We start from the raw sequence: 12,610 nt of genomic DNA on the forward strand, positions 1-12,610 counted from the left end.
ACAATGAGGACTGACCGCCCTTTGGACGCGGCTGAGCTGGCGCGCCAGGTCCGGCGCTTTGTCGACCAACGCATCATCCCCCTGGAGACCGAGCTGGCGGCTGACCCCGTACAAGCCGCCGAGCGCATCGCTGCGTTGAGTGCCCAGGCCCGGGCCGCCGGATTGTGGGGCACCTTTTACCCCCAGGCCCTGGGCGGTCGGATTGCCAGCTTGCGGGCCTATCTGTCGGTGGCCGAGCAGGAGGGGCGGTCGGAGTATGCGCCAGCGATCTTCGGCGACGACGCCACGCTGGATCTGCACATGTTGAGCCGGCATGCCGGCGAGGAGATCCGCCAGCGCTTTCTCGCTCCGCTGGCAGCGGGTGCGATCGTTTCCAGTTATGGCATGTCCGAGCCGGACAGCATCGGCTCGATCCCGGCGACCCTGCGCAGCCATGCCGAACTCGTCGACGGTCACTGGCGATTGAGCGGGCGCAAGTGGTTCATTTGCCGCGCCGAGCGGGCGGCATTGGTCACGGTGATTGCCCGTACCGCGCCAGGTCCCTTGGAGCGTGGGTTATCGATGCTGCTGGTGCCCAGCGACTTGCCCGGCTTTCGCGTCGAGCGACCTTTATCGGTTCTCGGGCGTTTTTCCGGGCAAGGCGAGCTGTCGTTCGATCAGGTCCAGGTCCCGGCCAGTCATGTCCTGGGCGAGGTGGGGCAGGGCCTGGCATTGATGCAGGAGCGCCTGGCGTTGGGGCGCGTCCTGCGCTCGGTGCATTGGCTGGGTCTGGCCCAACGCTGTTTTGATCTGATGTGTGCACGTATTCACTCTGCCCGAGGCGTGCAGGCACGGCTGGCGGACAAGCAACTGGTGCGTCAACGGGTGTTCCGGGTTTACCAGGGCATAGCCGCCGCTCGCGCATTGCTGCACGACGCCGCCGAAAAATATGACGCCGGCGTTGCCAACAGCATCGAGGTGAATATCGCCAAGGTCGCCGCGTCCCAGGCCTTGAGCGAGGCGGCTGATTCGGCGATCCAGATCATGGGCGCCGAAGGCTTGAGCGATCTGTCGCCGCTGTCGGGCATCTATCGACTGGCACGCACCACCCATATCCTGGATGGCACCGACGATGCACTGGTGAGTGCCGTGGGCAGGCAATTGCTCGACAGCCACGGCGAAGCAGGGCTGGACTTCGATTGGCCATCCGTGATGACGGAGGCGGAGCGATGATCGGGCACATTTCTTCTCGAGGCGTATGGCTGCGGTTGGTGCTCACCGCGGCCATGGCACTGCCCATGCTGATTTTCTATGCGGTCGGCACCCTCGGCCCGTTGATGCTCGCCGACCTTGGTGTGCCGACCCATTGGCTGGGCTGGCTGATCACCAGCGCATTCGGTTTCGCTGCCTTGTTATCGCTATGGGCCGGGCCGCTGGTCAATCGTCTCGGAACCCAGCGTTCCCTGGCTTTGCTGTTCTGGAGCACGGTGGCGGCGTACGGGTTGCTGGCGAGCTTGCCGGGGTTCATCGGGGTTGTGCTGGCACTGGCGGTGTGCGGCATTGCTCAGGCGCTGGCCAATCCGGCGACCAATCTGTTGATCGCCGAGCGCGTCGAACCTCGGCAAAAGGCGGCGGTGGTCGGCCTGAAACAGTCCGGCGTACAGGTTTCGGCGTTGTTCGCCGGATTATTGTTGCCCAGTCTGGCACTGAGCCTGGGTTGGCGCGGGGCCTTGGCCACGCTGCTATTGCCGGCGCTGCTGCTGGCCTTGTTGGGGCCGCGCGTGGCGGCTCGCGAGGGGGCGGGCAAACCTCTGGGGTATGCCTTGAATCGACCCAATGCATGCCTGGCACTGTTGATGAGCGTGCAACTGTGCGTAGGCATCGTCTTGTCGTCGTTCGTGACGTTCCTGGGGGTCTTTTCCGCCCAGCAAGGCATGACCGGGCCATGGATCGGTGCGTTGATTGCCGGTTTCGGCGTGATGGGCATCGCCGCGCGGATCCTGCTCACCCCGTTGGGGGCTCGGATGGCCGATGAGTCCTGGTTGTTGCTGGTTCTGCTGCTGCTGTCCGGCGTGGCGTTGTGGCTGACCTCGCTGGCTTTGCCCGTGCGTCACTGGCCGCTGTGGGCGGGCGCCTTGGGCATGGGCCTGACCGCCGTGGCGACCAACGCCATCGCCATGAGCATGGTGTTGCGCGATCCAGGGTTTGGCAGCCCGGCGTCGGCGGCCGGACTGTTGTCGGCGGGTTTTTTCGGCGGGTTTGCCGTGGGGCCGCCGTTGTTCGGTCTGTTCCTGCGCGGGCCTTGGGGTTTTGCCGATGCGTGGCTGTTGCTGATTGGCGTACTGGTGCTGGGCGGTCTGTCGAGCCTGCTGTTGATTCGCTTGCGTCAACGGCACAAGACACCTGCCATTACCGGACTGAGGGCCATCAAATGAGCGTTTTCCTGGTATGGCAAGCGCCATTGCGGCTCGACGAGGCCTATCGCGCCATTGCGGCGATGATCAAACGCATGGATCAGATCCAGGCTTCGTGTGGCGACGGGTTCCCGTTGTATTGCGCCGGACCTGACAGCCATTGGAAAGTCTCGGCGGGCGGCTCCTGGCTGGGCGGATTCTGGTCCGGGCTGTGGTGGCTGCGCGCCTATCGCAGCGCGCATTTGGAGGATCGTCGGCAGGCCCGGCAGATTACCGAACGACTGCGAGACAAGCTCGCCACAGCCACGCACCACCGCAGCCTGATCTTTCATTACGGCGCAGGGCTGGGCCGTTGCCTGCTGGATGACGCCTTGGCTGATGAGTTGGCGCAACAGGCCGTGCAGCAGTTGGTTCGGGCCTTCGACCCCTTGCTGGGCTGCATCGCGCTGGGCCGTGACATGGGCGGCGGCGAGCGGGGTGACCAGTGCTTGAGCATCGACCCGCTGGCGGCCACGCTGCAGCTGTTCGCGCACCGGGCCGACCCTCGGCTGTTGAGTCTCGGACGGCAGCAATTGCAGGCTTCTTTTCGTGCCTGTGCCGGTCGCGACGGGGCCTGGAGCAGCCAGGCTTGCCATGAAAGCGGAGACTGGCGTGCCGACGACAGGCCGGGCAACTGGTCCCGGGGCCAGGCCTGGGCGATGCTTGGCCTGGGTGTCGGCGCCAGGTTGTACGGCGCGCCTTACACTCAGGACGCTGTGCAGGCATGCCAGTATTGGCAGCGTAGTCGTGGCCTGGAGGTACCGCTCAATCGCTTGTCCGAGCCCCAGGGGCCGGACGATCCCTGCGCGGCGGCAATGGCTGCGCTGGCCTTGCAAGGATTGGCCTCACGGATACCTGATGGCGATGTGTTGCGACAGCACGCCGCTGCGCAACTGGCGGCGATTATTCGCAGTGACGATTTTCAAGAGGGGCGGTTTCTCGGCCATTGCTACCGAATCGGCGCCGCCGGGGAGCAGAAGGTCGAGTCGGCCTGCGGCAGTTTTTTCCTCCTGGCGGCCTTGCTGGCCTGGACCGGTGAGCTTGATCCAGGCGTTATTTAGAAGGTCGCTTCCCGCCGACACCCAGCTCCGGCATCGAGCAGTGAGTATAAATTTCCCCCTTTCAGGGCACTGAATCCCTGTCCCCTGCCTTTTTGCACCTATTCGACCCGTTCCAGGAGTCGCTGGGGAAAGCTGCAATAAGCGTTTCAGCTTTCCCACGGTGTTTTGTCGTATAAATAAAAACAAATTTCGCTTTTAAACAACTTCGTAACGGTTTTTCCAGCGCAATCTTGATCCATCGCGCTTAGGCACAGCCTTTGCTACGACTCGACAGCGACACCCATCCAACCGCTTGATCCAGTACAGGAGCGACCACGCAGATTCTATCAGGGGGCGCACGTCATCCAGACGCAAAGGCCAGAACAGAGACCGACATCCATCGAGGTGTTCAGCAAACAGAGCTCATCAAAACAAGGCAAGGCCGGACTATTGGAATGACGAAGTGATAAGAAATGCCGTGTAGAACGCGGCTGGGAGTTGGCTATGCCCCGAGCTTTTTTCAATGAAATGTACGATGCCCAGGGTGACTGCCGCCCGCATTACCAAGCCTTCGCACGCTGGCTGGCGGACACACCGGTCGAGTTGCTCGACCAACGCCGTCGCGAAGCCGACCTGCTGTTCCATCGGGCCGGTATCACTTTCACCCTGTACGGGGATGAACAGGGCACCGAGCGGTTGATTCCGTTCGACATCATCCCGCGCAGCATCAAGGCCAGTGAATGGCAATCAGTCGAGCGAGGCTGCATCCAACGGGTCCAGGCCCTGAATATGTTCCTCGATGACATCTATCACGGGCAGCACATCCTCAAGGAAGGGATCATCCCCCCCGAGCAGGTGCTGGCCAACGAGGGTTACCAGATCGCGATGCAGGGCCTTGACCTGCACCGGGGTATCTACGCCCATATCGCCGGGGTCGACCTGGTGCGCGATGGCGATGGCAGCTACTACGTGTTGGAGGACAACCTGCGCACCCCCAGCGGCGTGAGCTACATGCTCGAAGACCGCAAGATGATGATGCGCCTGTTCCCCGAGTTGTTCGCGGCCCAGCGTGTGGCCCCCATCGACCATTATCCGAACCTGCTGCTCGACACCCTGAAAAGCTCGAGCCCCCTGGAAAACCCCACGGCGGTGGTCCTGACCCCGGGCCGTTTCAATAGCGCCTATTTCGAACATGCGTTCCTGGCCCGTGAGATGGGCGTGGAGCTGGTGGAGGGCGCCGACCTGTTCGTGCGCGACGACCATGTCTACATGCGTACCACGGCCGGTCCCCAGCAGGTGGACGTGATCTATCGTCGCCTCGACGATGCCTTCCTCGATCCGCTGTCCTTCAACCCCGATTCCATGTTGGGCGTGCCGGGATTGGTTGCCGTGTATCGCGCCGGCAACGTGGTGCTGGCGAATGCGATTGGCACCGGCGTGGCCGACGACAAGTCGATCTACCCTTATGTCGACGAGATGATCCGCTTCTACCTCAGCGAAGAACCCATCCTGAAGAACGTGCCGACCTGGCAATGTCGCAAGCCCCAGGACCTGTCCCATGTGCTGGCCAACCTGCCGGACCTGGTGGTCAAGGAAACCCAGGGCTCCGGCGGCTACGGCATGCTGGTGGGGCCGGCGGCTACCGCTGCGCAGATCGAGGATTTTCGCGCACGCCTCAAGGCCCGCCCGCAAGACTACATCGCCCAACCGACCCTGAGCCTGTCCACGTGTCCGACCTTCGTCGAGAACGGCATCGCCCCGCGTCACATCGACTTGCGTCCATTCGTGCTGTCCGGCAAGGAAACCCGACTGGTGCCCGGCGGGCTCACCCGCGTGGCCCTGCGTGAAGGCTCGTTGGTGGTGAACTCGTCCCAGGGCGGCGGCACCAAGGACACCTGGGTAGTGGAGGACTAAGACATGCTTTCAAGAACCGCCTCGGACCTCTACTGGATGTCCCGTTATCTGGAGCGCGCCGAGAACCTGGCGCGCATGCTCGAAGTCAGTTACTCGCTGTCGCTGATGCCCCAGGCCGGGCGCAGCGACGGCCATGCCGAGCTGGCGATGTCACTGCTGGCGGCCGGCACGCTGGACGACTACAACGCCCGTTATGGCGCGCTCAACAGCGAACATATGCTGCATTTCTTCGCCCTGGACGACACCAACCCCGGCAGCATCTACAGCTGCCTGCGAGCGGCACGCACCAATGCTCATGCCGTGCGCGGACGCATCACCGCCGACATGTGGGAGAACATCAACGCCACCTGGCTGGAGATGCGTAATATCGCCAGCAATGGCCTGGGCCGCTATGGCATCAGCCATTTCTGCGAATGGGTCAAGGAGCGCTCGCACCTGTTCCGTGGCGCGACATCGGGCACCATCATGCGCAACGATGCCTACTGTTTCATTCGCCTGGGCACCTTTATCGAGCGTGCGGACAACACCCTGCGCCTGTTGGATGCACGCTACGAAATGTTCGGCGAAGAGTCGGAGGAGGTCAGCGACAAATCGGCCCGCGGTTATTACCAGTGGAGCGCATTACTGCGGGCGCTGTCGTCGTTCGAGGCGTTCAACGAGATCTATCGGAACGCGCCGAATGCCGAGCAGGTCTCGGAGATGTTGCTGCTGCGCGCCGACGTCCCGCGCTCGTTGCTCGCCTGCATCGAGGAACTCGATAACATCCTCGCCAGCCTGCCCGGTAATAACGGCCGACCGGCCCAGCGCCTGGCCGCCGAGCTGCACGCACGCCTGCGTTATTCCGGGATTGACGAGATCCTCGCATCGGGCCTGCATCAATGGCTGACCGATCTCATTGGCCAGATCCGTCACTTGGGCCAGACCGTTCACGAGTCTTATCTGGAGGTCGTATGAAACTGTCCATACGCCACGACACCACTTACCGTTACACCGATGACGTGTGCACCAGCATCCAGTTCCTGCGCCTGACGCCCAAGGACAGTCCGCGCCAGCGTGTGCTGCAATGGCATCTGGAACTGCCGCGCCTGGTGCGCAGCCAGCTCGATCCCTACGGCAACATCCTGCATGTGATGACCATGGACGAGCCCCACGGCGCGCTGGTGCTCACCGCATACGGCGAGGTGCAAATCAATCAAACGGTAGAGATGGAGCCGGACCATCAGTCGCCGCTGCCGTTTCTGCGCACCAGCCGCCTCACCCAGGCGGACGATGCCCTCAGCGCCTTTGCCCAGGAGCAATGCGCAGGGCGACGTGATCGTGTGGCGCTGACGGACTTGATGGAGGGCCTGGTTGCACGCATGCCCTACAGTCCCGGTACCACTGCGGTCAGCAGCACGGCCGCCGAGGCGTTTGCCGGCGGTTCGGGCGTTTGCCAGGACCACACCCATGCGTTCCTGGCCTGCGCCCGCAGCCTGGGCATTCCGGCGCGCTATGTTTCCGGTTATCTGTGTACCGAGGATGAAAGCCACCTGGCGAGTCATGCCTGGGCCGAAGCCTGGCTGGACGATGGCTGGTACAGCTTTGACGTGACCAACCGCCTGATCCGTCCCGACCGGCACTTGAAACTGGCGGTCGGCCTGGACTATCTCGATGCCTGCCCGGTGCGGGGCATGCGTCGGGGTGGCGGGGCGGAGCAGATGCAGGCGCGGGTGCAGGTGAACTCCATGGTCCAGGTCCAACATTAACGGTCGCGGGCTGCCGGCTAGCCGGCGCTGCGCAGGTGCTCCATGGCCCAGACGGCGGCCTCGACCCGCGAGCGCAGGCCAAGCTTGTGCAGCAGGTTCTTGACGTGGACCTTGACCGTGCCTTCGGTAATGCCCAGTTTGTGCCCGATCACCTTGTTGCTGAAGCCACTGGCAATGGCCCTGAGTACCTGGCGTTCGCGCTCGGTCAGTTCCACGTCCGCCTGGCGCGGCGGGGAGCGCAGGGCCTGGGCCATGACGCGGGTCAGGCCGGGGCTGATCACAAGGGCGCCGTGGAGGGCGTCGCGGATGTACTGGATCAGCAATTCAGGCTCCATGTCCTTGAGCAGGTATCCGTTGGCGTCCAGGCGCAGGGCGTCGCGGATGTCGTCCTCGGCATCGGACACAGTGAACAGCAACACCTTGCCGGTGTAGTTCATCGCGCGTAACCGACGCAGCGTTTCGATGCCGTTCAATTGCGGCATGTTGTTGTCCAGTAGCACCAGGTCGGGCTTGAGCGGTTCGACCAGCGTCAGCGCTTCTTCACCGTGGCTGGCTTCGCCGACGATCTGCAGATCGTCTTCAAGCTCGAGCATCTGGCGGATCCCGCGACGCATCATCGGGTGATCGTCGACCAATAGCAGGGTGTGGCGCAGGGGGGCGTTCATGTTGCGATGCCTTCGGAGTGTTGGCCCAGGAATTCCGGTTGGAAATGCACCTGGATACGGGTGCCCTGGGGTGTTCGGGAGAGAATCTGCAGTTGGCCGCGCAGGCTGCGGGCCCGTTCGTTCATGATGTTCAGGCCGTGATGCTCGCGCTGGTCGACCTCGCCGCTGAAGCCCCGGCCATCATCTTCGATCGACAGCCGCACCGTCTCGCCTTCCTGGCGCAATTCCAGCCAGGTGTTCTCGGCATGGGCATGGCGCAGGCAGTTGGACAACGCTTCGCGGGTGATTTGCAGGATATGGATCTGTTCGCTGGCCGACAGCTCGAACGCCAGCGTGTCGATGAACAGATGCACCTGAAAATCCCCACGGTTGGAGAACTCTTCGGCGGTGTCCTTGAGCTCCTGGACCAGACCGTCGTCGTGGATCTGCAAACGGAAGGTTGTCAGCAATTCGCGCAACTGCCGGTAGGCGTTGTTGAGCCCTTCGCGCAACTCGCCGGTCACTGTCTCCAGGGTTTGCACCGGTTCGCCGCGACGCATCAGGGTCTGCATGCGGCTGACTTGCAGCTTCATGTACGACAGGGCCTGGGCCAGCGAGTCGTGCAACTCCCGGGCAATGATCGTGCGCTCGTCGAGCAACAACAGGCGATGGTCCTGTTCACGCTGGCGTTTGAGCGACAGCGATGTGCCGATCAGGTTGGCCAGGGCCTGGATCAACTCGGTTTCCCAGGGTTGCGGCAGGTGGCCGTCGACAAAATGCGCCTTGAGTTCGCCAAGCTCGTTGCCCTGGTTGCTGATGCTGAACGTTTGTGGCCGGGCAGAGTGGTGTTTCTCGCACGTGGCGCAGTCGCTGCTGGCGCACACCTGGCGACTGTTGGCGCCATGCAAGGCCAGCAGTTGTCGTGCCGGTGCCTGGAGTTGCCCTTGCAGGCACAGCGACAGGCGCAGGCCGGGCAGTCGTTGCTGGAAGCGTCGGATCAATTCATCCAACCCCTCGGCATTGGCCTGGCGCGTCGCCAGGCTGCGGCTGCTTTGGTAGAGCAGCTCCAGGGCGGCATTGGCCTGTTGCAGGTTCAAGGTCTTTTGCCGAACTTGGTCTTCCAGGGTGCGGTGGGATTGCTCGATGGTTTCGGCCATGGTGTTGAAGCTGGTCGCTAACTGGCCGAGTTCATCCTCGGACTGATGATTGACCCGCACCTGGAACTCGCTCCGACGAAAGCGCTGGGTCGCGTCCACCAGCTCCTGCAACGGTGTGACTACGCTGTACTGCAATTCATACAGGCCGATCAGCAGGATGATCATGGTGCTGAACAGCGCCATGCCCTGGATCGTCTGTTGCCAGCCCTGTTTGTGCTCGCTCTGGCGCTGCAACAACGTGACGAACTGATCCAGTTGTGCGACGAAAGCGTCCGCGCTGGTCTGGAAGAAAGCCGAATCGCCGCGCTCGACGGCGGGCCGCAGCGCTCCATTCCAGCGTTGCAGGAGATCGCGATAGCTCTGATGCAACGCGGTAGTCGGACCGTCTTCCAGCACGGCGCGAAGGGAAGGGCTATTGAGGCGTTGCTGCAGGCTCTCGACGATGGCCGGGATGGCGGCGGTATCGCCCGCCGCCAGTTTCCAGCTCAGGTGGTAGGTTTCCATGCGTACCGAGCCGGCCGTGTTGATCGCCGCCGCGTCGCCCTGGCTGAACCAGGCGATCAGCCCGGCACTCAGGGAACTGGCCAGGGCCAGAATGGCGATCAGGATCACCGCCACCCCCGCGCGCGCGGGCAGGGAGCTGCGCAGCCAGCTCATCATCGCGGCTGACCCGGCAGGAAAATGTGCAACCCGGACATGGTAGGGCGCCTGGACTGGGGGTATGGCAGCCGATCCTGGCGCACTACCTCTAAAGAGTTCTCGGCCGTTCCGTTTCTGTAAAAGCTTCGGCCAAATTGCCCAGGATATTGATAAACAAAGGGTTTTATCTGAATCCCGATCTACCACCTTGGAGGTAGACGGGCCAAGCATAGGCCAGTACCCCCAAGTGGCTCTTTGACTCACGTCAAGTTTTTGCGGGGTAGGCATCACTAGTCTGCGCTCATCGAACTGACTGGGGTGCAGCGTAATGCGAGCGCAAGTGCAACAAGGGCTGGTACTGGGGATGAGTACCCTGGCCTTCACCGTGTGCTTCATGGTCTGGATGATGTTTGCCGTGCTGGGCGTTCCGATCAAGGAGATGCTCGCCCTCAACGAAACCCAATTCGGCCTGCTGGCCGCCACGCCCGTATTGACCGGTTCGCTGGTGCGTTTGCCCCTGGGGCTTCTGACCGACCGTTTCGGCGGGCGGATCGTGTTCTTCCTGCTGATGCTCTCCTGCGTCCTGCCGCTCTACCTGATCACGTTGGCGACCGCGTTCTGGCAGTTCCTGGTGCTGGGCCTGTTCGTCGGGTTGGCCGGTGGTTCCTTCTCGGTCGGCATCGCCTACGTCGCCAAGTGGTTCGACAAACAGAACCAGGGCTTTGCCATGGGCGTCTTCGGTGCCGGCAACGCCGGTTCCGCGGTGACCAAGTTCCTGGCCCCGGCCTTGATTGCCCTCGGCTCCTGGCACCTGGTGCCGAAGGTGTTCAGCGCCATTCTGTTCATCACCGCGCTGTTGTTCTGGTTCCTCACCGCCGAGAAGGAAGAACACCGCAGCAGCGGTGGCGCCGGTCTGCTTGAACAGCTCAGGGCCTTGAAAGAGCCAGCCGTGTGGCGCTACTGCCAGTACTACTCGATCGTGTTCGGTGGCTACGTGGCCCTGGCGCTGTGGATGACCAAGTACTACGTGCAGGAGTACGGCTTCAGCCTGCAAAGCGCGGCGCTGCTGGCGGCATGTTTCTCCCTGCCCGGCGGTGTGCTGCGGGCGGTCGGTGGCTGGATGTCGGATCGCTGGGGCGCCCAGAGTGTGACCTGGTGGGTGCTGTGGGTGAGTTGGATCTGCCTGTTCCTGCTGTCCTACCCCCAGACCCAACTGCAAGTGCAGACCGTCAACGGCATCATCGATTTCCATATCGGCCTCAACGCCACGCTGTTCACCGTGCTGTTGTTCGTGATGGGCATCGCCTTCGCGTTCGGCAAGGCCTCGGTCTTCAAGTACATCGCCAACGACTATCCGAAAAACATGGGCGCGGTGTCCGGCATCGTCGGCCTGGCCGGCGGCCTGGGCGGTTTCGTGCTGCCGATCATGTTCGGCGCCCTGGTGGACCTCACCGGCGTGCGCTCGTCCTGCTTCATGTTGTTGTACGGCGTGGTCTGGGTCTCCTTGACCTGGATGTATTTCAGCGAAATGCGCAAGCGCCCGCTGCTGGGCAAGCAACCGCCTGCCAGCCAATCCCCGTTTTCCAGCATTGCCCAAGGAGAAGAACATGTCCGTTCTGCAAACGCCTGACAAAGGCCCGGTCATTCATGACTGGCGCCCGGAAGACCCGGCCTTCTGGGGCCGCAGTGGCAAACAGACCGCGCGGCGCAACCTGTGGATCTCGATCCCGGCGCTGCTGTTGGCCTTCGCCGTGTGGATGGTCTGGAGCACGGTGATTGTGCGCCTGAACGCCATCGGTTTCAGTTTCAGCACCGACCAGTTGTTCTGGCTGGCGGCGCTGCCGGGGCTGTCCGGGGCCACCTTGCGAATCTTTTACTCATTCATGGTGCCGATCTTCGGCGGCCGGCGCTGGACGGCCCTGAGCACCGCCTCGCTGCTGATGCCAGCATTGTGGATGGGCTTCGCGGTACAGGATCCGGCCACGCCCTATAGCGTGTTCGTGCTGATCGCACTGCTGTGCGGTTTCGGTGGCGGCAACTTCGCCTCGAGCATGTCCAACATCAGCTTCTTTTACCCTAAATCCCAACAGGGCACCGCCTTGGGCCTGAATGCCGGCCTGGGCAACCTGGGTGTGTCGGTGATGCAGTTCTGCGTGCCGCTGGTGATCTCCTTCGGTGTGTTCGGCTTTATGGGCGGCCATCCGCAAGTACTGGCCGATGGTAGCTCGTTGTGGCTGCAGAACGCCGGTTTCATCTGGGTGCCGTTCATCCTGGCCGTGACCCTGATTGCCTGGTTCGGCATGAACGACCTGTCCAGCGCTCGCGCTTCGTTCAGCGAGCAGGCGGTGATCTTCAAGCGCAAGCACAACTGGTTGATGTGCTGGCTGTATCTGGCGACCTTCGGCTCGTTCATCGGTTTTTCCGCCGCGTTTCCCCTGCTGATCAAGACCTCGTTTCCCGAAGTCATCGCCCTGAAATTCGCCTTCCTCGGCCCGCTGGTGGGCGCGCTGGTCCGGCCCTTGGGTGGCTGGCTGGCGGACAAGCTTGGTGGCGCCAAGGTCACCCTGTGGAACTTCGTGCTGATGATCGTCATGGTGTTCGGTGTCATGCACTTCCTGCCACAAGGCGGGCAGGGCGGCAGCTTCTACGGCTTCCTGGGCATGTTCATGCTGCTGTTCATCACCACCGGCGTGGGCAACGGTTCCACCTTTCGCATGATCCCGGTGATTTTCCGCACCCTCCATGAGAAAGCCGCCCTGGGCAAGAAGCCCGAGCAGCGCGAGCAGGCGCTCAAGGACGCCGGCAAGGAGTCGGCGGCGGTGCTGGGTTTCAGCTCGGCCATGGGCGCCTTCGGTGCGTTCTTCATCCCCAAATCCTTCGGCACTTCGATGGCCCTGACCGGCGGCCCGGAGATGGCCTTCTATATGTTCGTCGGCTTTTACCTGAGCTGCATCCTGGTGACCTGGTGGTGGTACGCCCGCAAAGGCGCGGCCACACCCTGCTAAGACGAATCAATTATTGCGTGGGCGGGGCGAAGAC

General features: G+C 62.7%; 10 protein-coding genes. 8 read left to right on the forward strand and 2 right to left on the reverse strand.

Annotated elements, in window-relative coordinates:
* Window positions 1-3 precede the first annotated feature (3 nt).
* From AD666_RS10540 to AD666_RS10565, 6 genes are all read left to right on the forward strand, one after another.
* Entirely contained in the window at window positions 4-1,212 is a 1,209-nt protein-coding gene (locus tag AD666_RS10540) for an acyl-CoA dehydrogenase family protein (protein WP_256222590.1), read from the forward strand.
* Window positions 1,209-2,414 carry an MFS transporter gene (locus tag AD666_RS10545; RefSeq protein ID WP_053151341.1) on the forward strand — a complete coding sequence of 402 codons (1,206 nt, stop codon included), beginning with the start codon at window positions 1,209-1,211 and terminating at the stop codon, window positions 2,412-2,414. Before AD666_RS10540 ends, AD666_RS10545 begins: the two co-directional genes overlap by 4 nt.
* Window positions 2,411-3,493 carry a hypothetical protein gene (locus AD666_RS10550; RefSeq protein WP_053151344.1) on the forward strand — a complete coding sequence of 361 codons (1,083 nt, stop codon included), beginning with the start codon at window positions 2,411-2,413 and terminating at the stop codon, window positions 3,491-3,493. The genes AD666_RS10545 and AD666_RS10550 overlap by 4 nt, the downstream gene beginning before the upstream one ends.
* Window positions 3,494-3,976: 483 nt before the next feature.
* Complete coding sequence (locus AD666_RS10555; RefSeq protein ID WP_053151348.1) at window positions 3,977-5,386, forward strand: circularly permuted type 2 ATP-grasp protein; 1,410 nt, start codon at window positions 3,977-3,979, stop codon at window positions 5,384-5,386.
* 3 nt (window positions 5,387-5,389) lie between these two features.
* Window positions 5,390-6,340, forward strand: coding sequence for an alpha-E domain-containing protein (locus tag AD666_RS10560; RefSeq protein ID WP_053151351.1), 951 nt, complete (start codon window positions 5,390-5,392; stop codon window positions 6,338-6,340).
* Complete coding sequence (locus AD666_RS10565; protein WP_053151352.1) at window positions 6,337-7,131, forward strand: transglutaminase family protein; 795 nt, start codon at window positions 6,337-6,339, stop codon at window positions 7,129-7,131. The genes AD666_RS10560 and AD666_RS10565 overlap by 4 nt, the downstream gene beginning before the upstream one ends.
* 17 nt (window positions 7,132-7,148) lie before the next feature.
* Here the strand turns inward: AD666_RS10565 and narL are convergent, their stop codons facing one another.
* Window positions 7,149-7,796 (reverse strand): two-component system response regulator NarL, encoded by a 648-nt coding sequence (gene narL / locus AD666_RS10570; RefSeq protein WP_053151353.1) that lies wholly within the window; start codon window positions 7,794-7,796, stop codon window positions 7,149-7,151.
* The gene (locus tag AD666_RS10575; RefSeq protein WP_053151354.1) at window positions 7,793-9,592 is read right to left on the reverse strand and encodes a HAMP domain-containing protein; all 1,800 of its coding nucleotides are present in this window, start codon (window positions 9,590-9,592) and stop codon (window positions 7,793-7,795) included. Before AD666_RS10575 ends, narL begins: the two co-directional genes overlap by 4 nt.
* Before the next feature lie 307 nt (window positions 9,593-9,899).
* Between AD666_RS10575 and AD666_RS10580 the strand changes: the two genes are divergently transcribed.
* Together AD666_RS10580 and AD666_RS10585 are read left to right on the forward strand one after the other, a co-directional pair.
* The gene (locus AD666_RS10580; RefSeq protein WP_053151355.1) at window positions 9,900-11,201 is read left to right on the forward strand and encodes a nitrate/nitrite transporter; all 1,302 of its coding nucleotides are present in this window, start codon (window positions 9,900-9,902) and stop codon (window positions 11,199-11,201) included.
* Window positions 11,179-12,576, forward strand: coding sequence for a NarK family nitrate/nitrite MFS transporter (locus AD666_RS10585; RefSeq protein ID WP_053151365.1), 1,398 nt, complete (start codon window positions 11,179-11,181; stop codon window positions 12,574-12,576). The genes AD666_RS10580 and AD666_RS10585 overlap by 23 nt, the downstream gene beginning before the upstream one ends.
* Window positions 12,577-12,610 lie beyond the last annotated feature (34 nt).

Origin of the sequence: Pseudomonas sp. Pf153, from assembly GCF_001269775.1 — a bacterium.
Classification (GTDB): Bacteria; Pseudomonadota; Gammaproteobacteria; order Pseudomonadales; family Pseudomonadaceae; genus Aquipseudomonas; species Aquipseudomonas uvaldensis.